General features: G+C 42.0%; 14 protein-coding genes and 1 pseudogene. 11 read left to right on the top strand and 4 right to left on the bottom strand.

Annotated elements, in window-relative coordinates:
- Positions 1–16: 16 nt before the first annotated feature.
- Complete coding sequence (locus BJP34_RS28670) at positions 17–4,210, bottom strand: DUF2157 domain-containing protein (protein WP_070395285.1); 4,194 nt, start codon at positions 4,208–4,210, stop codon at positions 17–19.
- A gap of 281 nt (positions 4,211–4,491) precedes the next feature.
- Here BJP34_RS28670 and BJP34_RS28675 point away from each other — a divergent pair, with 281 nt between their 5' ends.
- The 3 genes from BJP34_RS28675 (at position 4,492) to nblS (ending at position 9,643) form a co-directional block, all read left to right on the top strand.
- Complete coding sequence (locus tag BJP34_RS28675; RefSeq protein ID WP_070395286.1) at positions 4,492–5,790, top strand: MFS transporter; 1,299 nt, start codon at positions 4,492–4,494, stop codon at positions 5,788–5,790.
- 480 nt (positions 5,791–6,270) lie between these two features.
- Entirely contained in the window at positions 6,271–7,518 is a 1,248-nt protein-coding gene (locus BJP34_RS28680; protein ID WP_070395287.1) for an RNA-guided endonuclease InsQ/TnpB family protein, read from the top strand.
- Between the two features lie 115 nt (positions 7,519–7,633).
- Complete coding sequence (nblS, locus tag BJP34_RS28685; RefSeq protein WP_070395288.1) at positions 7,634–9,643, top strand: two-component system sensor histidine kinase NblS; 2,010 nt, start codon at positions 7,634–7,636, stop codon at positions 9,641–9,643.
- A 54-nt stretch (positions 9,644–9,697) separates the two neighbouring features.
- Here nblS and BJP34_RS28690 read toward each other — a convergent pair whose 3' ends face one another.
- Positions 9,698–10,069 carry a zinc ribbon domain-containing protein gene (locus BJP34_RS28690; RefSeq protein WP_070395289.1) on the bottom strand — a complete coding sequence of 124 codons (372 nt, stop codon included), beginning with the start codon at positions 10,067–10,069 and terminating at the stop codon, positions 9,698–9,700.
- 212 nt (positions 10,070–10,281) lie between these two features.
- Here BJP34_RS28690 and BJP34_RS28695 point away from each other — a divergent pair, with 212 nt between their 5' ends.
- Both BJP34_RS28695 and BJP34_RS28700 read left to right on the top strand, forming a co-directional pair.
- Positions 10,282–10,848 (top strand): hypothetical protein, encoded by a 567-nt coding sequence (locus tag BJP34_RS28695; protein ID WP_070395290.1) that lies wholly within the window; start codon positions 10,282–10,284, stop codon positions 10,846–10,848.
- A gap of 6 nt (positions 10,849–10,854) precedes the next feature.
- On the top strand, positions 10,855–11,475 hold the full coding sequence (locus BJP34_RS28700; protein WP_070395291.1) for a class I SAM-dependent methyltransferase: 621 nt from the start codon (positions 10,855–10,857) through the stop codon (positions 11,473–11,475).
- Between the two features lie 285 nt (positions 11,476–11,760).
- Here BJP34_RS28700 and BJP34_RS28705 read toward each other — a convergent pair whose 3' ends face one another.
- Positions 11,761–12,249, bottom strand: a complete 489-nt coding sequence (locus BJP34_RS28705; protein ID WP_229424071.1) for a TerB family tellurite resistance protein — start codon at positions 12,247–12,249, stop codon at positions 11,761–11,763.
- A 413-nt stretch (positions 12,250–12,662) separates the two neighbouring features.
- Here BJP34_RS28705 and BJP34_RS28710 point away from each other — a divergent pair, with 413 nt between their 5' ends.
- The 3 genes from BJP34_RS28710 (at position 12,663) to BJP34_RS28720 (ending at position 15,161) form a co-directional block, all read left to right on the top strand.
- The gene (locus tag BJP34_RS28710; protein WP_229424072.1) at positions 12,663–13,496 is read left to right on the top strand and encodes an ATP-grasp domain-containing protein; all 834 of its coding nucleotides are present in this window, start codon (positions 12,663–12,665) and stop codon (positions 13,494–13,496) included.
- A gap of 104 nt (positions 13,497–13,600) precedes the next feature.
- Complete coding sequence (locus tag BJP34_RS28715; RefSeq protein WP_070391951.1) at positions 13,601–14,743, top strand: IS4 family transposase; 1,143 nt, start codon at positions 13,601–13,603, stop codon at positions 14,741–14,743.
- 31 nt (positions 14,744–14,774) lie between these two features.
- Positions 14,775–15,161, top strand: a complete 387-nt coding sequence (locus BJP34_RS28720) for a hypothetical protein (RefSeq protein WP_070395293.1) — start codon at positions 14,775–14,777, stop codon at positions 15,159–15,161.
- A 78-nt stretch (positions 15,162–15,239) separates the two neighbouring features.
- Here the strand turns inward: BJP34_RS28720 and BJP34_RS28725 are convergent.
- A pseudogene (locus tag BJP34_RS28725) lies at positions 15,240–16,616 on the bottom strand (IS701 family transposase).
- Between the two features lie 253 nt (positions 16,617–16,869).
- Here BJP34_RS28725 and BJP34_RS28730 point away from each other — a divergent pair.
- The 3 genes from BJP34_RS28730 to BJP34_RS28740 all read left to right on the top strand — a co-directional run bounded on the left by BJP34_RS28730 (position 16,870) and on the right by BJP34_RS28740 (position 23,755).
- Complete coding sequence (locus BJP34_RS28730) at positions 16,870–17,721, top strand: GNAT family N-acetyltransferase (protein WP_070395294.1); 852 nt, start codon at positions 16,870–16,872, stop codon at positions 17,719–17,721.
- Between the two features lie 190 nt (positions 17,722–17,911).
- Positions 17,912–21,091, top strand: coding sequence for a LamG-like jellyroll fold domain-containing protein (locus BJP34_RS28735; RefSeq protein ID WP_070395295.1), 3,180 nt, complete (start codon positions 17,912–17,914; stop codon positions 21,089–21,091).
- A 24-nt stretch (positions 21,092–21,115) separates the two neighbouring features.
- The gene (locus BJP34_RS28740; RefSeq protein WP_070395296.1) at positions 21,116–23,755 is read left to right on the top strand and encodes a LamG-like jellyroll fold domain-containing protein; all 2,640 of its coding nucleotides are present in this window, start codon (positions 21,116–21,118) and stop codon (positions 23,753–23,755) included.
- Positions 23,756–23,818: the final 63 nt, after the last annotated feature.

Genomic DNA, 23,818 nt, shown 5'->3' on the forward strand with positions numbered 1-23,818 from the left:
AACCTTCAACCAAAAGTTATTCCCAACTTTGGAATTGATTCATCCAAGCTGTAATCTGATCACGGCGAGTTTCAAAGGTAGCGGCAATCCAGATAAACCCAATTCCGACAAACAGGGCTACCACCCATTTAGAAAATGGATAATCAAGGCTAAAAATCAGTAGTTGGTAGATCGCATTAATTAAAAATGTTCCAGTCCCGACATAAAGAAATGCTCTTACTTTCATCGCCAATCCAGCAAAAATTAGCACTACACTAATTACCCCAGTTAAGAACCCAAGCCATTGAGCAGTCCAAAAGGAAACCAAACAAATCATACTAGTCCCGATTAACCGGAGATTGTGACGTATTTGTTTTTGGGGGGGTTGGCTTAGATAGGGATCGACTTGGGCAATATAGAGTAAGGATAAACTCAAGGGGAGAACATACCAAAGAGCAGCAGTTAAGTGTAGTTGTTCAAACCAACGGAGTAACATCCAGTCAATTACTATTACACTGATAAAGGTAAACCGAATTTGCTGATTAACAATAGCAAGAATAATATAGAAAGCTGCGATAATCAGCAAACTAGCTAAATTACCGCTATAGGGATTTTCTGCAATGGCAATCAGGGGGATTAAGAAAGCAGCGATTTGCCAAGGACGTTTTGACCAACCCCAATCTTCCCAAGGTAGGAAATACAAAAAGTAAGCCACTAAGGATGCGATCGCACCTTTCCAAGGCACTAATGGTCCCGATAACAGACGCGCCACAGGGGTATTTATCCAATACAGCCGCATCCCCCATGCTTCAAGAAAACCTAAATAAACCCAGATTTCTCCAAGGAAGGGATTGGACTGATTCCGTCCTTGAGAAATAGCATAGATAACTAAAAATGCGCCAGTACTAAATCCCAGCATCATAGCGGATTCAATCGGCTCAGTTGTTGCTGTTATCAACAAACAACTACTCCATACCCAATGGAGATGGGAAATAACCTTTAGTTCTTTGGGGGTAAAATGTAGATATCCTTTCAGCCAAGGAGACAATACCCGATAGGCGTACATAATACTAGTGCCAAGCACTGCCATTATAATCAATCCATCCCCTTTTGCTCCTCCTCCTAATTGGGATAATTGATAGAACAATAGTTCATAGGCAGAAACCGATATCCCAATTAGCGCAAGGTAAATTAGAGGTTTAAATTCTGCACGGCGACGCCCTACCCCAATCGCAATTATTGCAAGGGCAAAAAAGAATAAACCAGTCGAATTGGTAAAGGTTCCCCAACGTAAGAGCGCTCCTAAGCTACCGTATAGCAGGGGAATAATATGCCAGCTACTAGGTATTGTGTCGAGATTAGATCGGCGTCGCCACCAATCTCCTAAAAATTGAGCAATTAGTCCTAATACTGTATTAGCAACAGCTAAATAGATCAGTCGATGATCAAATAAGCCCAGCGCTTCTATAGTTAACAGTTCCACACTCCAACCAATCCCATAAATAGCCCAGTTGGATGGATAAGGAAAACTGCGATACGCGATCGCTCCTAAGGTCACTGCATTTACAATGACCATAAACCATGTTGGTGACCCAAACCCAATGTAGACTATCAGAGAATAACAAGTCAGCAGAATTAGCTGAAAAATAAACAGTGCGATCGCCCACCCATCCATCGCTTGTGCATAGAGTTTTGGGAGGTTAGTTTGTTGTTCGCGTAGCGTGGCCTTTTGGCCAAGGTTAGTTTGTTGTTCGCGTAGCGTGGCCTTTTGGCCAAGGTTAGTTTGTTGTTCGCCTTTGGCGTTCGAGAAGGGTAGGTTAGTTTGTTGTTCGCCTTTGGCGTTACCTTCGGGTAGGTTAGTTTGTTGATGTGAAGTTTTAAATTTTGATTGGTTATCCTGTATCTTGCTAACACGAAGTAACCAGCTTCGCGATAACCATAAGGTGAAAATAGCGATCGCTCCCACAACAAACCAATCTTGTCCAGACAGTTGGGGAAACCCAAGGATGCCATCCCAAAGCAGGAATCCGATTAAGCTGATGCCGCATCCTACGGTAATTGCTGCTGATGTTAATTGCTTTAAATAGCGGGTATTAACCAACATCAGTGCTGTAGCGATCGCTAAACTGATTAACCGCATTCCTGGTATTCCTAGGATCAGGAATTGGGATAGGATTACAGCAACTACACTCAACCGGATCACAAACTTGTCTTGAGGGGGTTGCCAACTGCGATAACCACGTGCTAAACCAGTCAGAGATAATGGAGTGATTAGCCACAACAGACCCCATGCTCTCAGGTAACTATCTGGGTTAACGTCGTAGGCACTATAGTTAACACACAATAATAGATAACTCAGACCAGCTAAACTTAAACCTAAGTGCCAAGCACTCTCTCGCCAGATCTTGACATAGTCAGAAGTAGCGGGAATCTTTAAACTCAAGCTCCATTCTGCTACCATCAGGGCTAATAAAATTGCTGAAAAGCCGCCGAAATGTAGGTTGGGAAAGAGATAGTTAATGGCACTGATAACGGTTGCGATCGCAGTACTGTGGGTTAGGTAGACCCTTAAGCGCAGATGATGCTTAATCCCTAAGCTACACTGTCGCTGAGTCACAATCCCTAAAGTGATAGCAGAATTAATACCATTAATCGTGAGTAATAGGGGATTGGAAAAACACAGAGTAGTCAGATTAACTCCTATTCCTAGAGCAATGACTTCTGCAAATTCTGCCAGATCATGTTTTTTGCGCTGATATAACCAATCTGCTAACCCAACAATTAAAACCAGATAGGGAAACAGTACTAAACTCAACAATACATAGGGAGTTTCTTGGGAATGGGTTAACGTAGTTGCTGTTTCCAGTAGCGAGGTTTGTATTGATGGCGGAATCAATCGCCATGAAAGCCAAACCATCTGTAAGCCAATGGCTAATATGGCGGCTAAATCGGAACGTCGCCAAAATTTTAGTAAACGATTGACAAATAACCACACCCCTAGCCCACTGACAATCATGGCTTGCCAAGGAATCTCAGCTGCTACACAAACTAGCCAACCCAGCACCAGCAAGCTACCCCCTAACCAAATCATAGGGAGACGGGGAGACGGGGAGACGGGGACAGATGGTGCCTGAGGCTTTTGGGATAGCCAGTAGAGAAACCAACCACACATCCCAATACCTAACCCCAGTTGTTCAATATCGACACCTATGACAAAAATGGCTCTAAATAGCAGGATGCCGATGCCATAAACTAAGATGCGGAAGCCAGCAACATCAAAAATAAACGCTGAATTTTGCTTTCTCGATCTCGATTCTATATATAAGGTAGCGATGGTGCTACCAATGCCCAAATAAACTGCTCCTATGGGAAATCCAGGGATACCCCAACCCCAATTTAGGTAACTCAGACCTAAATAATTAATAATGGGTAAGGGAAATGATTGTTGTTGTCGTAATCGTAAAAATCCGTTCCCGTAGCCGCGACCTAAGAGTATCGAACTTAGTACTATCGCACTTAGTGCTACTGTCGCCACCGCTACCACTAGCCAATTTAAAGGATGACGCCACAAGCCAAAGCCATCCATTGCCCAAAAATTGACTGGGATGAGCAACAGAGTGACAACTCGCAAGGTCTGAGCCGTTAACGGTAAATTCCCTTGTTTGGTTGTCCAAGCACTAATCCCCCAAAAGCTCAAGGTATAGGCAAGCAATACTCCATACTGTCCAGCAGCTGGGAAATTGTCCCATTGACTAGCAGCCAGTACCCCAGAGGATACCACCACCATAAACATACCCAGGAATAGCAACCAGCGGACACTGAATTCTGCTTGAAGGGATTGCCACATTTGAGCAATCCCGTTGGGTTTCTTCGGTTTGGGTGTCTCCGGTGCAAAGTCATTGCTAGCTAAAGGTGAGACTAGTTGAGGCGCTGGTTTGGAGACTGGTATAGCAGAAACCTTTGGAGTTACACTAGGTTCTGGTAAAGCACAGGTGAGATGTTCTCGACACAACCGTTTAACAAAGGTTTCCTGAAGCAAACCCAAACGTAACCAAGCATCTAATCCCTCTAAAAGGGCGGGATGGGAAGCTTTAGTTTTAAATATGATGTCGATGCTAGTCTCAGAGAGCAAACCTAGCTCTTGCCATAAAGCTAAAGCTTCCAACAGTTTAGACTGAGAAGTATTGGTTTTGAGGGCAATAGTGATAGAACCCTCCTGTGGCGATGACATAAGCAATATTCCTAGTTAATTAGGAATGCAAGGGGGGCTGATTTAGGATACAGATACTTACTATTGTCCACTAAAAAGCGGGAACCTTGCTAGATACCACATTCCACCCCGTCAACTGTCACAATAGAATCTTTTGGTTGGCAGCTATGACCCTATTTAGCCTTGATGATCAGCACTATTGAACTTCTTGATCAATAGTCATTAGCATAATGCTTCCTCATTGATTATTGCGATTACCCTATACTATTTACTTAGATGTAAAGAATTGTAAATGCTGCTCAATGGCTCAACCCCTCAACCTTTTAACCTTACGGAAATTGATCAATAAATTATTATCTTTAGTGCCAGCATTAAGGCAAGAGATTTGGATTCTGGCAAGCGGTCGATTGTTATTGCACATCGGTCAGGGGTTTACTTTAGTTTATGCCTCGATTTTTTTTGTTAATCAGATTGGTTTATCCGCCACCCAAGTTGGGATTGCTCTAGGGAGTTCTTCAATTTCTGGAGTACTAGGACGCTTGATATCAGGAACTTTGGCTGATTCCAAGTTTTGGGGACGCAAGAAAACTTTGCTACTCTCGGCAGCTGTTTCTGCTCTAGCAAGCCTTTGTTTAGCGTTTACCTATAATTTCCAAACTCTGGTTATTGCTAACTTACTGATGGGTTTAGGGATTGGTCTATATTGGCCGCCTAATGAGGCACTGGTCACCGATCTAACCACTCCTGTTCAGCGTAATGAAGCCTTTTCAGTGACTCGTTTAGCTGATAGCTTAGGACTAGGATTGGGAGTTATTGGGGCAGGGCAGTTAATTGCCAATTCTGGTAATTACCGTACTTTATTTGTGCTAAAAAGTATTTTTTATGTGATTTTCTTCGTTGTGATTTATTTAGCGATCGCAGAAACAAAAAACGTTCAAGAGGTGCCTCAATCCCCTACCCAATCCTGGAAACAAGCACTAAGCGATCGCTTTTTGATGATTTGGTTACTAGGGAATACTCTCTTCACTACCTATGATGCTCAACTCAATAGCATTATGCCCCTCTATTTTGCCAATTTTGTGCCAGGAGGAGGAACAGAAACCGGATTAGCTCCAGAAACGATTAGTCTTATTTTCTTCTGGCATGTCGCCTTTAGTGCCATTTTCCAATTACCTGTTGCCCGGTTTCTCAACCATTTTCAACGCACCAATGTTCTGATGGTTTCTTTACTTCTGTGGTCTGGAGGATTTGTGTTAGTGTGGCTCACAGGAGTTGTTTCTAAGCTAGCAGTTATTCCAGCACTTTGTGCTTTATTACTATTAGCCTTGGCTAAGGTAATTTATCTCCCTTCTGCCTCTTCTTTGGTGGGGGATTTAGCTCCACAATCGTTGCGAGGAGTTTACTTTTCCCTTGAATCTCAGTGTTGGGCAGTAGGTTACTTTATTGGACCGTCTTTAGGAGGTTGGGCATTAGACCAATCTCCAGAATTTACCAGTGGTTTTTGGTTAGTGACTGCTAGCAGTGTGGGCTTAGGCCTTGGGATTTTGTCCTATCTGGGTAAGAAGAGTGATGAGGTGATCGGTGTTAGGTCTCAGGTTTGAGGCTAATGGTGTTAAGTTTTATGTAGCATAATTGAGTGTTAAAGCATCATAATTAGGTGTTAAAGCATCAAAAAAGTTAAATTATGCTTTATTAATAAAGTTTTAAACTTTAAGAGTGAAGCATTAAGCATCACCATAATCTAGCTACTTTAGGATTAGGCTTGATGTCCTAAAACCCGATACCTAACACCTAACACCTAACACCTAACACCCATCATCTTTATAAAGAGGTGAAACGCTTTCAACCCCGTCTCTTTAGAGCGGGTTAGAAGTTACCGCAAGAATAGGGCAGCCTTTATGGTTTGTCGGCTATGCATAAAAGGTTTAAAACTTTATGATTAAGGCTGCCCTATTAATCAGGTTTCGTCTCCGGGATGAAAGCGAATAGCGGCTTTAGCCGCCTTGAAAGAACATTGACTAGGATTTGACATTTTAGTCTGGCAGTGCTAGACTAAAATAGTCGCAGTAAGGTCGAAACTGATGATTATTTTAGAGGTTAAAGCGAAAGGAAAACCATCTCAGTATTTAGCTATAGATGAGGCTATTCGGACTGTGAAATTCATCCGAAATAGTTGTCTTAGATATTGGATGGACAATAAAGGGCTTAACAAATTTGACCTAAACAAATACAGTGCAGTTCTTGCTAAAAAATTCCCTTTTGCTAATGAGTTAAACTCTACTGCTCGTCAGTCTAGCGCTGAAAGGGCATGGTCATCAGTTGTTCGATTCTTTGACAACTGTAAAAAGAAAGTGCCTGGGAAGAAAGGATTTCCCCGTTTTCAAAAGCATTGTAGATCGGTCGAGTACAAACAGTCAGGATGGAAATTATCCCCTGACAAGAAGTCAATAGTCTTCAGTGACAAAAAAGGCATTGGAAAGCTCAAACTCAAGGGTAATTGGGATTTGTGGCGTTTCGATAAAAAGCAAATCAAGCGGGTTCGGATTGTAAAAAGAGCTGATGGTTACTACGTCCAGTTCTGCGTTTCAGTTGATGTGGTAGAGGATTTAGAACCATCCAAAAGTACCGTTGGGTTAGATGTAGGGCTAAAAGAGTTCTACACTGACTCTGATGGGAACTCCGAACCAAATCCCCGATTTTATAGAACTGGGGAAAAGCGACTAAAGTTTTATCAACGCCGGGTTTCCCGGAAAAAGAAAGGCTCTGCTAACCGGAAAAAAGCCATCAATAGATTAGGCAGGCAGCACCTTAAGATAAGTAGGCAACGTGAAGAGCACGCAAAGAGATTGGCGCGCTGCGTAGTCCGGTCTAACGACCTGGTCGCCTATGAAGACTTAAGGGTCAAGAATTTAGTAAAAAATCACTGTCTGGCTAAATCTATTAATGATGCAGGTTGGTATCAGTTTAGGAAGTGGTTGGAACATTTTGGTGCTAAGTTTGGCAGGGTAACTGTAGCGGTCAACCCTGCTTATACGAGTCAAAACTGTTCCGAATGCGGCGAAGTGGTCAAGAAGTCACTATCAACCAGGACTCACGTCTGTAAATGTGGCTGTAAGTTAGACAGAGACCACAACGCTGCAATCAATATCCTAAAAAGAGCCTTGGGTACGGTGGGGCACACCGGAACCTGGATCTTGGATCCAGTAAACGCTTCGGGAGACCTGACCTCTACTGTTCTTGGCTCCGGCCAAGAACAGCAAGTTGGGTCGTTGAGCGAAGAATCCCCGCGTCTAAAGACCGGGGAGTGTCAATTTCCACTCAAGAGGTAAGGTTTTATGGCTCTATAATTGGAGGATAGCCAAAAGTACATGCTTTGATTGTGGCAAAGCATCTACTTTTGGTAAGAGTGTTGTTGTCTTCCCTGTTGAGAGAGTTGAACCCACCTTGCTAGCTTTGCTAAAAACCCTTATCGACATTATCAGGCGTTGGTGGTCGGAGTTTACCCTCCAGACCAAGCTAATGGCAGCAGCAACTCTGGTTGTCTCATTGCTCATGAGTGGCTTGACCTTCTGGGCAGTGAATACGATTCAGCAGGATGCTAGGATGAACGACACTCGCTTTGGTCGTGATCTCGGTCTCTTGCTGGCTGCCAACGTTGAACCTCATGTTGCGGCAAATAATTTCGACGAACTAGCTCGCTTTTCCAGCCGCTTCTACAGTAGTACCTCCAGTGTCCGTTACATTATCTATGCTGACGAGGATGGGGAAATAATCTTTGGTATTCCTTTCTCTGCAGCAGAAGTAAAGAATTCTTTAACTATTAAGCGTCGGATTGAGCTACCCGAGGGCTACGCCAAAAACTCTGATCAGCCCATGGCACGGCAGCACCTGACTCCTGATGGTCAAGTCACTGATGTGTTTGTTCCCTTAATTGACGAAAACAAATACTTAGGGGTTTTAGCTGTCGGGATTAACCCTAACCCTACGGTGGTGGTTTCCTCCAATTTAACCAGAGATGTGACTATTGCTGTGTTTATCTCGATCTGGGTGATGGTGATTTTAGGTGCAGTGGGGAACGCCTTGAATATCACTAAGCCCATAAAAGAACTACTAGTAGGGGTGAGAAATATTGCTGCTGGTAATTTCAAGCAGCGGATTGAGATGCCTTCGGGAGTAGAACTGAGGGAATTGGTGTGTAGCTTCAATGACATGGCAGAGCGCTTAGAACGCTATGAGGAGCAAAATATTGAAGAACTTACCGCAGAAAAAGCTAAGTTAGAGACTCTAGTTTCCACAATTGCCGATGGTGCTGTACTGATTGATACCAATTTTCAGGTAATGTTAGTCAACCCGACAGCACGGCGGATTTTTGGTTGGGAGGACGAAGACATTGTCGGTAAAAATGTCTTATACCATCTGCCTGATGTGGTTGCAATGGAACTCACACGACCGCTTTATCAAATGGCTACAGCGGAGAAACAGACAGAAACAGAACGGGAATCCCGCGAAGGTGAAGAGTTTCGTATTACTCTGAGCAAACCGGTCTCTCGTACAGTTCGCATTCTGCTAAGTAAGGTACTCAACCAATACCGGGAAAATATTAACGGAATTGCTATCACTGTTCAGGATATTACCCGTGAGGTGGAACTTAATCAAGCAAAAAGCAATTTCATCAGCAATGTTTCCCACGAACTAAGAACACCTCTATTTAACATTAAATCATTTATCGAAACCCTCCACGACTACGGGGAAGAACTTAGTGAAGCGGAGCGCAAGGAATTTCTTGACACGGCTAATCGGGAAACTGACCGACTAACCCGTCTAGTTAACGATGTCCTAGATTTATCACGGCTGGAATCTTGTCGAATTTATCAACTTGAACCCTTTGACATTGTTCGACCTATAGAGCAAACCCTGCGCACTTATCAGCTCAACGCTCGTGACCAAACTATTGAACTGGCTCAGGAGATTCAACCAGATTTACCACCAGTTATGGGTCACTACGATTTGTTGCTCCAAGTCTTGGCTAATTTAGTGGGCAACTCCTTGAAATTCACTCAGCCTGGTGGACGAGTGGTAATTCGTGCTTATCAATTAGAACCAGAACTCAATCCCCAAGAAGGAAAAGGCAGGGTGCGAATTGAAATCTCTGATACGGGAATTGGCATTGCTCCAGAAGACCAACAGGCGATTTTTGACCGATTTTTCCGGGTAGAAAACCGAGTTCATACCCTGGAAGGTACAGGATTGGGGCTTTCAATTGTCAGAAACATTATCGAAAGACATCATAGTCGAGTAAACTTAGTCAGTGAAGTGGGAGTTGGGACAACATTCTGGTTTGATTTAGAGGTGTGTGAAGAACAAAAAATTACGGTTAAAGAACATTTGCAAGTAGACACATCACAGACAATACCAACCGACTCAGCGACTGCTAGTAATTTATCAATTTCGTAGTGCTTAGTACTATCATGTTTAGTCGATTAAATTTTGACGGAGTACTAGTTTACTTCACCTAGTTGCCATCAGGGCTAGCAAAAAGCTAGCAGCGATTAATACCAATAGACCTAGTAAGGCTGGGTTTCTTTGACACCAGAGCCTGACGGATTCGAGTAAGCCACGCTGGGGATTATAAATCTGCTCAGGCTCTGAGGTACTTTCGGAACTATCCTCGTAAAGGGTACACTCCTTAGCATAGGGACGTTGGGGAAAGGTACAGGTATCATCAGCATGATAGGTACAGGTTTCACACAAGGGTGTATCTCCTGTGGTTTGGTGTAAGGTAATCCCCGGATGACCATAGGCTTTAAGGATTGCTCCACAATGGGGACAGGTAATTACCTTACTATTGATAGGTTGATGGCATTTGGGACAATTGGTCATTAGTCATTAGTCATTTCTCAATAGTCAGGACTTACGGATTTGCCCCCGTTGGTCCCCCAATTCTGGGGGACTTTGACATCATTACCCCCCAGAATTGGGGGGCTAGGGGGGCGAAATCAACTTAACCGCGTAAGTCCTGATAGTCATTTCTTAATCTTAACTGTCTTACACATCCAGCTGATTCCTGTTCTTTGCGTCTTTGCCGTTTGATTATGTCCCCGTACTTAATTATTTGCCCCGGTATCCATGACCCCCAACTGACCCAGGATTTTTTAGCAAGTTTGGAGCTATCAAGTCCTTGGACTGAGAAAGTGTTAGTTTTTCCAACTCAGGACTACCCAGCTTACTCTGCTATTCATATTTTAGAGTTCTTGCAACGTCACATTGGTTTGGTGAAGACTCCCATAGTCTTGATCAGCTTCAGTGCTGGGGTAGTGGGTGCGATCGCAGCAGCTTGGGGTTGGCAGCTACTGGGAGGAAACATCCAAGCATTGATCGCTGTTGATGGCTGGGGTGTCCCTCTGTATGGCAATTTTCCCATCCACCGGATTAGTCACGATTATTTTAGCCACTGGAGTTCAGCCCTATTGGGAGCAGGGGAAGACAGTTTCTATGCTTCACCACCAATAGCCCATTTGGACTTGTGGCGATCGCCCAGATGCCAAGGCTGGTGGGTTCAAGTGCCTAGAGGTGAGCAACCCCCACAACGAATTTATATCACTGCGGCTGAGTTTATTATCCAGTTATTAGTAAAATTTGCTTCAGTATCACCAGGTTGAACTATTGTGGAAGAATACGAAATAGTAACAATTGCTGAGTATCAAGGAACAGCAGAATCTTTCCGGGAAGGCACCTGGAATCACGATGTGTCTCAAAATCGCAACGCCTTGGTGGATGCTATGCCCCGTAATCCAGGCAAGATTCTGGATTTAGGTTGTGGTCCTGGTAGAGACTTGGTTGCTTTTAAAGACCAGGGTCATCAAGTGATTGGTCTCGATGCCACACCAGCATTTGTTAAGATGGCGCAACAGATTTCAGGATGCGAGGTTTGGCAGCAATCGTTTCTGAGCCTCAAGCTGCCACCAAACAGCTTTGATGGGATCTTTGCCAATGCATCCCTGATTCATATTCCCCGTGCTTCCATGGTTAGGGTACTTAAGGATTTAAAGCGATCGCTTGTTACCAATGGTGCCATAGTTATGTCAATGATTCGTGGTGATCATGAGGGTTATAGTGTTCGTCCAACCGGCTATCGCTATGTTGTAGGTTGGGAATATCAAAGCTTGGCTCCCTGTGTTGAACAAGCAGGATTTGAGATTTTTGATCATTACTACCGCCCACCCGGTTTACCTTGTGAGCAGCAATCTTGGTTAGTAATTGTGGCCCTTAACCGCGTGCAATATTAGTGGGAAATAGAGTTATTTTCTTCTTCAATGGTAGATGTGACCCAGAACTAACGTACGCTTCTCACCAACAAGATGAGCGTAACAAGTATCCGCTGGAGTTCACGGTAATGTCTTTTGACGATACTTCTTAGTAAAGTCAGTCAACCAGAAGTGGGGGGTGTTAAATCCCTACAATCTCCGCTCACTTCTGGTTGTGTTCTTTTGTCAAAGGGTAAGTTTTGGTGAAAAGTAAGCTCAAACTACAGATGTTATAAAAATCAGCTATAAAATAGTTGATGAATGAAACTATTCAACGTCAGTTTCAAATATCGCTAGTCGTAGCCGGTCGGCTGACTCTTCTATTTCCGCCAAAGACTCAAGGCTAACAACTACTTTCCGTTCAATTCCTAAAATTTCCGCTGCTCGATCAACAGCTGCTTTTTCTTTTTCGTGGTACACTCCATCAGCACGGCTCATTTTTATGGCTTGATATAACATAGAATGGCCGACATTTATAGAAAAATCATAATGAATAGCGCTCAATAACTGTTCGATATCGGCATTTTTACCATCGAATTTTATGACATTTTCTTCTAGGAGGTCAGATGGTGTTCCCATCTGCTGCTGTTCTTCCATAAACCAATCTATTTCTTCTTGTGCTAACTCCCCATCAGCACTAGCGATCGCCACTACTGCTCTGAGATAGTTTCTCGCCACATCAACATTGATAGGTGCAGTGACATTGTATTTCCTCTTGGCATATCCCGTCATTTCAAAACTTGTTTCAGTGCTCATTTTTTTTTCTAGAGTAAACTTCGCCGCTAATTCTAGCACACCTTCCCCACTTCACAATCTATTCCTTAATGATTACGTCTTTTGAGTGAGGGCAAACCTATCTAATTTGGCTTGATCAATTACGCTTTCTATGCATCTCTAACATAAGACTGATGTTCCGTTAAAGATAGTGCCAACTCTATAGCAGTCATAAAACTAAAACAAATTTCACAAACAATAACCAATAACCTGAGAAAATAACACTTTGATTTAGGACTACTAAAAATTATCTTTAGATTATCTTTAGGACTTAGGCATTGATAACTTTACGGAAATATGAAACAATATTTATGCAGATGTTATTGCCCTGTGGGTAGTGCTCTAAAGCCAATCTTCACCTAGACTCCAGCCCGAAAGTTTACCTTAGAGGGTTAATGAATAAGAACATCACAACAGCAAATACTATTTGCTGTTTTATTGCCGGGCCTCTCCACTCCTCTTCCTTGCTACGTGCAATCAAACGCCTAGGAATTTCTGTCTATGGGCAACCACCGATGGCTCCCCTACCAAAAACAATCAGTGTTCTTAAAGATGCCCAAGCGGTATCTTTAATGCAAGATCAAGACACAGCAGTAATGATAAACTGGGAAGAAAGTCTCTCTTTTATCCTTCAGAATCTACCAAAACAACGTTTAAATCAAGTTAAGACATTTAAAAATAAAGCAATCTTCCGTCGGCTATTCAAAGACTTGTATCCGGACTTATTTTATCTGGAACTGACAAGGGATGCTCTGGGGGATTTTCAGTTTCCACCAAAAATTGATAAGGTAGTACTTAAGCCCAGCATAGGAACTGCCTCTATAGGCGTTCGCATTGTGCATGGACAAGAGGAATGGGATCAGGCAGTAGATTGGGTTCTTGAAGATATTAATAGAGCCACAAAACAAATGAATTCTACTGTTTTAAGCGACTCTCGTTTCCTTGTAGAGGAATTCGTAGAGGGCGAAGAGTTTGCCTGCGATGGTTTCTGGGACAAAAATGGCAAAACCATAATCACTGGTATTTATCAGCATCCTTTCCTATCAAACTCTGATGTAAGTGACACAGTCTACTATACATCGAAGCAAGTAGTAGCTAAAACAATAGAGCCCACCATGGAAGTGATGAACTATATTGGAGCTAAGCTTGATCTACGCCGTTTTCCCTTTCATTTTGAGTTTAGACTATCTAGTAATGGAACTCTCTTCCCTATTGAGTTAAATCCCTGACGGGGTGACGAAACAGGCTCAAATGATTGCTATGTAAAGGTTGTACAATTTTATGGTAAAAAAAAGGTAGGTCTTCTATTTGCAACAAAACCTACCTGTTGACAATGTTATCCACATTATACCAAAACCACCTAAAAAGTAAATTTACTCTAGCCGAATATATTTTTTTAAAAATTTTCGTTAATCTCTTACATTCAATTAAAAAAGTTAGTGTAGAAAAGTTAGCCAATGCTCTCCCTTTACCGATTAAATTTGAAAGTAGAAGAAAAAGAATCCAAAGATTTCTATCTTTACCAAACTTAACAATTGAAGAAGTTTGGTTTCCAATAGTTGAAGAATTATTAAAAACATACTTCAACTCGGAAACGTTAATTTATCTAGCAATTGATAGAACAAATTGGGGTCACATTAATTTAGTCATGGTTAGCTTAATTTGGGATAAAAGAGGGTTTCCAATCTATTTTACTTTGTTGCCAAAGTTAGGGAGTAGTAATTTAACAGAACAAAAAAGTGTATTATCAAAGGTTATACCAATTTTTGAAAACTATAAAATCTGCCTATTAGGAGACCGAGAATTTTGCTCAGTTAAATTAGCAAAATACTTACAAGACTTGGGTGTATTTTTTTGTTTACGCTTAAAAAAGAATGAATTTGTTGAATATAAAAAAGATAATTGGGTTGAACTCAATGATTTAGGTTTAGTACCTGGAGTGTCTTTATTTATCCAAGGAGTTAAAGTGACCAAGACTAGGGGATTTTTCAAGTTTAATGTAGCTTGTAAATGGCAACGTAAACTCAAAGGTACATCCCCGAAAGAAGGATGGTTTTTACTGACCAATTTATCTAACTTAAAGTCGGCAGTTTCAGCTTATAAAAAAAGATTTGATATCGAGGAGATGTTTAGAGATTTTAAAACAGGTGGTTATAATTTAGAGGACACCAAGCTTGAAGGTGAACGCTTTATTTCTATAGTTTTATTGATAGCTATAGCTTACACTTCGGCAACATTTCAAGGTCAGCAGATTAAACGTCAAGGAATACAAAACTATATTGGTCGTGTCAAAGAATCTGGTCGAATAGAGCGGAGGCATAGTAGTTTTTACGTTGGTTTATATGGTCAAACCTGGGTTAATTTTAAAGATGTTTGTATAGAATTAGTAACCGAATTAATGAGATTAAATCCTAATAAACGAAAGTATTATCAACGAGGTCTAAGGGCTAGGTCGCTTATAGAGTCTGGATTTTAGCGTATTTCGTCGCCCCCCCAGGTTAAATCCCTTGCGCTTTGGAGAAGTTGCTCTACCTGACACTGTAGAGTATGCCTTTGGTTTCAATCCCTATGAGCTTTTTTTTACCGATGAATCGCCAGATTGGAATTCCCTACTAGCCAATGTAGATAATTATAAGATTTATGCCTTTATTATTGGTAGTTTACCACCCCACTATACTCCCGAAAAATATCTTATTGATCAGGAATCATTCCGCAATATCTTTGGGAATCGACTACTTAACTATTTACCAAGCGAACCGACAATTAGTCAATTGTTTGGGGTGGCGCATATTGTTGCAGATAAAGTCGAAGATGTGCTTGACTATTTGCACCTTGATTTTGATCGCTTTCTGCATCCATGTTTTGAACCTAGTCCAATTAAATTAGCGTTATAGTTCAATCTCAAGATTGACACGATTTGTCTATCCCTCTTCTGTCACTCTCCGGAATCAATGAGTAACAAATAAGCCATATTATCCAGAATACAAAAATGTTTGACATTGATTAATTTCCCTAATCAGCTGATTTAATCCCAGCAATAACTTGGTATTAGGTAAAATATCTAACCATGGGAAAATCACCCATAACATCATAATTGGTTGAATTAGTAAACGCAAATTGTTTAAGACATTCTTCCATCCATCTTCATGATTCCATTGTTGATGATTACTAACCTCCAAATCATCAGTGTCTGTGGCATCATTTTCTACTTCTTGAGATTTATTTAAAGATAAAAAAGCTGGAGATTTTAGACTAATCATTGTATATACACAAAAAATTATTTCCCACCACTTCTGTATCTCTTTAAATTTAGTAAAGCGATAATCTGTCCATCCCAACTCCTGTTTGCACTGGCGAAAACCATATTCTACCCATGTTCTTAACCCATACAAATTCCCTAAAGTTTTCTTGAGATTACCGGTTAGGTTTGTCATCACAAAGGAAGTGGAATTTTCTGGCATTGTTTCTGGGTCTGTGGTTATTTCCCAGTAAGTTACTGCTCTCCTTTTTCCATAGACTATTTCCCTAATGTATCTAATTTCTGATTTTTGATTACTAAATATTCTGGTAAATTTACACCACCTATTCGCTCTAACCGTCTGTTCGGATGGCATCCAAACCCCATGATTACTCCTAATTGCTACTACATAAGACAGTCTACATTCCTCTAATTTCCTAATAAATTTACTACTCTCACCATACAAACTATCTGCTAATACTAGTTCAATATTTAATCCTTCATCTACTAGCTCTTCGATTATTTCTGAGGCTAAATCTATTTTGGTTTTGTACTTATCTTCTTGTTTTAGTGTTCCTCTTGGTTTAAAGATTTTAACGACTAAGGGAAACGTTATATTTTTATACAATCCGTAGGCATTCACTGATACTATGCCATTATCTATTTTCCCGACACTTCCTAAATATTGTCTGGCTACATAGTCGGTCTTATTTCCCTTTTTTCTATCTCCGGTTTCGTCAATTATTAATTTGATCGCTTCTCCCTTTAATTGACTTTTTATTTCCTTGATTCTTCGCTTTTTCAGTTCTTCTACTGACCAAGGAGAATTGGCGATAAAGTGATGTAGTGATTGGGCCGATTTTATCCCTACTACTTTGCGGTGCGACCCGTGGCGAATTTAATTCGCCTACGGAAAGCGCACCGGAGCTATTTCTGGTAATGATTTTCTTTTTATTGGTGAGATTATTCCTAAGTGTAAATACTTGAAACACTCATAATTTCTTACTTCTTTAAATAAATCTTTGTAGGTCTGACAATAAGAGTCTATTACCGATACTGTCAGCTGGGGGTCTCTTGGTAAATGTTTGAGAACTTGTAGCTCTACATCCATTGCTGTGTCTACCTTGTACAGTTTTATTTTTTTCTTTCTCTATTCATTCTACTCGGAAAGTGACAGAAGAGGGCTATATCCATTCTCTATGCCATGAGGTACAAAGGGATCCCCCTAAATCCCCCTTATCAAGGGGGACTTTGAGGTTGAAAAGCGTACCTCATAAATCCTAGAAACGCTATAAATACCAAAATAGAGTATTGACTATGCCATTCATAGTAGTGCTTACAAGATTTTAAACAGGAGCAAAAAAATGACTATTCCAACAGAAGATAATTTTCAAGTTATTCCCATGACCAAAGATGATCTTAAAATTGCCTTAAGCTGGGCAGTATCTGAGGGGTGGAATCCAGGAATTGATGATGCTGATAATTTTTATGTTGCCGATCCTGGAGGATTTTTAATTGGAAAATTAAATGGGAAACCTATTAGTTGTATTTCTGTAGTGCGATATGAAACTAAATTTAATTTTATTGGTCATTATATTGTTAAACCCGAAGAACGGAAAAAGGGATTTGGGTTAAAAACATGGCAAGAAGCATTGAATTTAATTTCTGGGCAGCCTGTTGCTTTAAATGCTGTATTAGAACAAGTTAATAATTATCAAAAATTTGGGTTCAAACCTGGTCATTCTTATTTCCGTTATCAAGGAATAATTGTCGGCACAATCTCGCCAGATGTCAGGGATTTAAAGTCTATTGATTTTGAGCAATTTTGTCGTTATGATCGGCGATATTTTCCTAGTCATCGTCCTCATTTTCTTTCGAGATGGATTAATCAACCTCATGGGCAAGGTTACGCGATCATAAACGATGGTGATTTGGTAGGTTATGGAGTAATTATAAAAGCTACGGATGGCTTTAGAATTGGCCCTATATTTGCGGAAAATGAAGACATAGCCGAAAAGCTATTCTTAGCCTTAGCTACTTATGCTGAAGGAAGTCCTATATATGTAGACGTACCTAATCTTAATAAATCGGCTATTATCTTATTTGAAAGTTATCAAATGAATCCTATATTTGAATGTATAGCCATGTACACAGCTGAACCCCCTAATATTTATTGGCACAAGGTTTTTGCTGTTACTAGTGTGGAATTAGGTTGAATTTTTTTTAAAGTATTGCAAACAAATTCAAATTTTATGGACTCAATTTTTTTATACTAAATGTAAATTTATGTAATTTTTTTTTTTTTGTAACACAAATATAGCAAAACAATCTCCATATGGTAGAAGTAATTCTGGTGATTGCTTTAGCCAATCAATTTAACTCAAACTCCTAGAGGAGAAAAGGGAAGTGCATCTACAAGGTCAAAGATTTGCTCACGTTAACACCATTGCCCACGAGGGCAAAATCCTAGTTTTTGGAACCACAGCTGACGGGAAGATTTACTACACAGTTAAGCGCAGTGGCTTTGAGGATACAGCACTCCAGGATAATCAGGATCCCCTTAGTTTTGAACCTTGGAAACAGCTTCCTCTGGATCGCTCTGTACTAGATCAATCAGTCTTAGATCGTGAGCAGGTAGAGTTTACCGATAACGAGGGTCATCAGTTGTTGCGATCGCGCTATGGTGAAGTAGCCGAAACAACCCAGTCTGCGGTAGCTCCAGTGCAGTTAGTCTCAGGTATAGGACATTTGTATCTGTTCCGGCAGTCGATTGGCAACAAGCTACTGGTAAATCGCTTTGTACTCGATGGGATCAAAAATGAATTGGTTCCCAAGCTGGAGGTAAGGTTCCAACGCTCTCGTCAGAAGTACCTCCCTGCCGAGAGTATGAAGATTGACAAGGCAGAGGGAAAGCTCAATAATATTGACTCCCTCAACTTCCGGGATATCAATAACAAACCCTTCTACGAACCAGCGATTGAGTTGAGTTTTATTGAAAACCTCCAGGATGGCTGGTTTTCAGTGGTTCTGATGCCGACTATCGAGAAGGATATCTACCGTTGGAATATTTTTGCCTATGATAGTAGCCTTGGAATGGTGATTTTATATTCGCTGCGGTCTTCTGAGCAAGGTTTGTTTTCCCTGAAAGACTACCTCTTTGCGGAACCAGACCCCGATGATCCAGAAGTCAAGAAATACAGAAATATTCCCGGTATTATCAAGCGGACCCTTGAGCTTAAAGATGATAGTTCCAGTTCCCTAACGGTTGTTCAGGGATTGAGTGCCACTGCCTATGATACCCAAGTGGAAAGGCAAACTCAGGATGGGATGCAATTGATGCGGGAAGCCAGGCGGGTGATGTTGGCAGTGCCAGTCCAAAAGGGAACTGATGTGATTACTGCTGCACTGAGTTTTGCTGTAGCAATTGATGGTACACTATCGCAGATAGATACGAGTCCTACTTCTGAACGGCTCAAGAGTACCACTCGTGATATTTTATTACCCCTCAATACCCTAGATGAAGTTAAAGTCATTGGTGATAGTACCCCACCAGCAGTAGGGACAATTGAAGCGATCGCAGGTAATACGGAAGAAAAGCTGTTACTTCAATCGGTGGAAACTCCTCTAGATAATACTTTTGAACCGGGAGCCAAGGTCAAAGTTCATGGGACCAGAAACTTTGATGGACATTACCAAGTCGTCTCAGCAGATGGGGACACCTTTGAAGTCGAAGCAACCTTTACTCAGGATAAATTAGGTTCCTGGGAAGAAATTCAGGAAGAAGAGAATGGCTTAGTCTTCGACAATATGATCGTGGGGTACGAGAAAATAGAGAATGGTAAGTTAAGAGTCTACTGTACCAACCACGATCTAGTTACAGGGGATGAGGTGCAAATTAGCGGCACTAAATCTTATGATGGTCTCTACCCTGTCAGAGCTGTTGATACCCTCAAAGGTTATTTTATTCTAGATGCCAACTGGTCAGCTGGGGAAGCGGTCAATCTTCAGTCAGTCAAGCGGCGGGGAATTCGGTTTGATGGTAGTGGAGATTACTTGGTAACACCACCAATTAAGCTGAAAACACCCAAGGCAAATGTAAATAAAGGGATGAGTATTTCGGCTTGGGTGCGACAGGATACTCATGTTAATCGGGAACAGGTGATTGTTGCCGAAGAGGGAAATCGTCTCCAGTTACTGCTTGATACTGATAATAAGGTGATACTGAAAGTGCATCTGAGAGATGGGACAGAACAAACCATCAAAGCTTCGGAGGCGCTTCCTGCCGATAATACTTGGATGCATTATACAGGTGTGATTGATGAGCAAGGACTTGTCAGTTTATACCAAAATGGGCAGTTAGTACCCTCAGCTCAGATGAGAGGAGAGTATGCCGAAATGCACAAACTCCAAGCTCAAGATAAACAAGCCGAGGATTATTTTGGCTGGTCGGTTGCCATCAGCGGCGATACGGCAATTGTCGGAGCCTTCAAAGAGGATACTGGAGGTTCAGATGCTGGTAGCGCCTACATATTCCAGCGACAAAGTGGTACTTGGCAACAAGTTAGCAAACTTCAAGCTCAAGATAAGCAAGCAAATGATAGTTTTGGCTACTCGGTTGCCATCAGTGGCGAGATGGTAATTGTCGGTGCTCCTGGTGAGGATACTGGGGGTTCAGATGCTGGTAGTGCTTACATATTCCAACGGCAAGCTAGTGGTGCTTGGCAGCAAGTTAGCAAACTCCAAGCTCAAGATAAGCAAGCAAATGATAGTTTTGGCTGGTCAGTTGCTATCAGTGGCGAGATGGTAATTGTCGGTGCTCCTGGTGAGGATACTGGGGGTTCATATGCTGGTAGTGCTTACATATTCCAACGGCAAGCTAGTGGTGCTTGGCAGCAAGTTAGCAAACTCCAAGCTCAAGATAAGCAAGCATGGGATAACTTCGGCTACTCGGTTGCCATCAGTGGCGATAGGGCAATTGTTGGTGCCTACGAAGAGGATACTGGAGGTTCAGATGCTGGTAGTGCTTACATATTCCAACGGCAAGCTAGTGGTGCTTGGCAGCAAGTTAGTAAACTCCAAGCTCAAGATACACAAGCACGGGATAACTTCGGCTGCTCGGTTGCCATCAGTGACGGAACGGTAATTGTCGGTGCTCAGCGTAATAACAGTGTTGGTAGCGCCTACATATTCCAGCGGCAGGCTAGTGGTGCTTGGCAGCAAGTTAGCAAACTCCAAGCTCAAGATAAGCAAGCATGGGATTATTTCGGCAACTCAGTTGCTATCAGCGGTGAGACGGTAATTGTCGGTGCTCAGAATGAGGATACTGGAGGTTCAAGTGCTGGTAGCGCCTACATATTCCAGCGGCAAGCCAGTGGGGATTGGGAACAAGTTCAACAACTCTTTGGTAAAGATACGGAAGCGAATAGTTTTTTTGGCAAATCAGTTGCCATCAGCGGCGATACGGCAATTGTCGGTGCCAACAATAAGGATACTGGAGGTACAAATGCTGGTAGCGCTTACATCTTTCAAACTAGCTTAGCATATCCTGCAATCAAAGCGATCGCTCTCAATAGTTCCAGTGATTAAGTAGACTGCGGTGATCAGGTGATTGTGGGGTCTGAGTTTACTCAAGAAGCCTGGATTTATCCGGAAATTTCAGATGCTGGTCAACATGGTTTTCTAGGGAACCATCCTGGTAGTGGTAACAATCGTGCTCCCTCGATTTGGGTATATCAGCGGCAGAAAATAGTTGCAGGCTTTGGAGATGGAGCGACTGGTGTAACTATAACAACAGGGGCAGTTTTAGTACCTAACGACTGGAATCATGTAGCAGTGACCTTTGATGGTACTTTCTACAAAGTCTATGTCAATGGTGAAGAAAAATACTCTACCGATCAGTGGCAAGGCAAGCAGCCAGTCAACACATCCATAAAATACATTGGCAAACTCGATAATAACTTCCCAGGAAAAATTGCCGAGGTGCGTGTCTGGAATATAGCCCGCAGCCAAAGGGAAATTCAGGAGAACATGAATCGCCGTTTGCTCGGCACAGAACAAAAATTAGCCGCCTATTGGGTATTCGATGGGGAGCAAGTCAGAGATTTATCCCCTGCTCAAAATCACGGCACTCTTCATGGTACGATTCAATCGGCTGATGCACCTCCCTCGTTCAAATTAGAAACCTGGCAACCTCGTTTTTATATTGGTGGTGGTTTGGGTACCAATCGCGACTTCAATGGTCAAATTGCCGATGTCCAGATTTGGAACCGCACCCGCCCAGCCGGGGAAATCAAAGATAGTATGTATCTGAAGCTGACTGGCAAAGAACAGGATCTAGCAGCTTACTACCGCTTGGGTACAATTGTAACTGGGGAGTCGAAGACAGTTCCTGATTTTTCCGTGCATGGTCGAGATGCTGTGGTTTATGGTGAAGCTTATGTTAGTGCCAGAACTCTGAATCGCTCCACGGTCGGTGGCTTGGATGCAGTCAAGTACAGTAATGACGAGTTATTTGCTGTTACCCAAAGGGCAACTTACGAAGAAAGCTTTGAATTTAAGGTACAAGGTGCAGTTGATATCAACAATGCGGATGGTAATGGTAACAAAATCTTTGCTTTCTCCTATTGGGGAAGGTATAGCCGCAATTCGGAAGAGAAAATAACTTTCCCAACTCACAGTTATCAGCCTAAGGATTTTGCATCCCTCAGCAACGGTTGGTATCGGGCATCTTGCCAGTTCACTGTTCCTGATGGGGTGAGCCTTGTCCGTACTTTTGAAATTAATAATGTCAAAGGAAGCTGGACTAGTCTTGATATTCGCAAGCATCATATTCAGCTGATTTCCGATGCTATCAGTTGTGAACGTTACACTGATGAAGCGAGTTTGACTACCCTAGCTGACCCGCAAACGGGTATTTCCACCGAGGATTTAGAACAAGCGGAACAAGAAATCAGTAACTGTCAAAAGGTGGTCTGGGATCTGGAAGAAAGGCTCGATATTGCTAATAATAATGATAAGTATATCGAGGAAAAAGAGACTCTCCAATCAGAGATTGATGAAGCGGAAAGCCTTTTAAAGGATGCAAGACAGGCCCTAAGAAACGAGAAATATAATAAGTTCAACTACTATTGCAAAATTTCATCTGGAAGCGGTGACCAATTGGCTTATATAAGATATTCTCTTGGTGAACCGTATGTTGAACTTAGCCATTACACAAGAGGAAGGTTGGATGAGATCTATTGGGAATTTATTTATAATACTGATGGCTCCTACTACAGGATTATAAATAAACAGACATATAAAGATGATAAAAATCAAGAGACAAAACCAATTCTGGCTATTGAGGAAAAAAATTCATATCTCGTTTCAACTTATCCTTCGAACAAACCAACTTTTAATCTTCAGCACTGGATTCTTCGCGAATACAAGAATCAGATAAAGGCAACTGTCTACGTAATTAAGAACTGTGCAAGTAACACGGTTCTTGAGAGACATGGATACGAAGTTCGTCACAAATATGATAATCAAGGTGCTGTGAACGAAAAATGGTATCTGTATCGAAGCGACATCCCAACTGAGACGGGGAAAGACAGAATTGGGGACGCAGAAAAGAATGTCGAGGATATAACTACTGAAATCACCAGAAACCAGGCAAGACTAGATCGATTAACCGAATTTCTGGATGCTCATGAAGATCCCGATGAGCTGGAAAGTCTATTGTCAGAGGCTCGCCAGAATCTGATCAATGCTGAGAATGAATTCAACGAATTGAATACGGATTTCCTCACGGAAGTTACTCAGAACCAGCAAACACCACAGCGTATGGCTTTGCTGAATACAGATGCCAAAGAATTATCGACTCGTGGGGTCTTACTGGGCTTTGCTCGTCCCGCCGGTAGCTTAAATGCTGTGGAAAGCTGTGAGGGTAATGTTCTCCTTAGCTACTTTGACAATCAAGGTCGAATGCGGCTAACTCGCTACGATGCTACAGCCGATAGTCGCAACTCCACTTTTGAGCAGTGGTTACCAGATGGCAAAAGGGCTTGCTTGGAATTCCGGGATGCTAGTGATAAGGTTACGATCCAAGACACGGACAATCAAGAGAGTCCCCTCGATTTGCAGGCTCGTTGGACTTTGGAAGCTTGGTTCCACTATCCGGGAGCAACAAAGAATACGGGTAGTCAAAGCGGTAGCAAATACGATTACAATGTGCTGGCTAGTGCCAAAGATGGTAATGACCGAAAATCCTGAGGGCGCAAGCCCCAGCAATTCTATTCATGGGGTTAGCCCGAACGGGAATTTATTCCCTAACTG

It is taken from the genome of Moorena producens PAL-8-15-08-1 (assembly GCF_001767235.1).
GTDB classification, from domain to species: Bacteria; Cyanobacteriota; Cyanobacteriia; order Cyanobacteriales; family Coleofasciculaceae; genus Moorena; species Moorena producens_A.

Bases quoted from the DNA above. Each gene is read 5' to 3' on its own strand.
- BJP34_RS28680 (WP_070395287.1), top strand. From the start codon at position 6,271: ATGATTATTTTAGAGGTTAAAGCGAAAGGAAAACCATCTCAGTATTTA.
- BJP34_RS28670 (WP_070395285.1), bottom strand. From the start codon at position 4,210: ATGTCATCGCCACAGGAGGGTTCTATCACTATTGCCCTCAAAACCAAT.
- BJP34_RS28695 (WP_070395290.1), top strand. From the start codon at position 10,282: ATGTCCCCGTACTTAATTATTTGCCCCGGTATCCATGACCCCCAACTG.
- BJP34_RS28675 (WP_070395286.1), top strand. From the start codon at position 4,492: ATGGCTCAACCCCTCAACCTTTTAACCTTACGGAAATTGATCAATAAA.
- BJP34_RS28705 (WP_229424071.1), bottom strand. From the start codon at position 12,249: ATGAGCACTGAAACAAGTTTTGAAATGACGGGATATGCCAAGAGGAAA.
- BJP34_RS28715 (WP_070391951.1), top strand. From the start codon at position 13,601: ATGTTATCCACATTATACCAAAACCACCTAAAAAGTAAATTTACTCTA.
- BJP34_RS28710 (WP_229424072.1), top strand. From the start codon at position 12,663: ATGAATAAGAACATCACAACAGCAAATACTATTTGCTGTTTTATTGCC.
- BJP34_RS28730 (WP_070395294.1), top strand. From the start codon at position 16,870: ATGACTATTCCAACAGAAGATAATTTTCAAGTTATTCCCATGACCAAA.
- BJP34_RS28690 (WP_070395289.1), bottom strand. From the start codon at position 10,069: ATGACCAATTGTCCCAAATGCCATCAACCTATCAATAGTAAGGTAATT.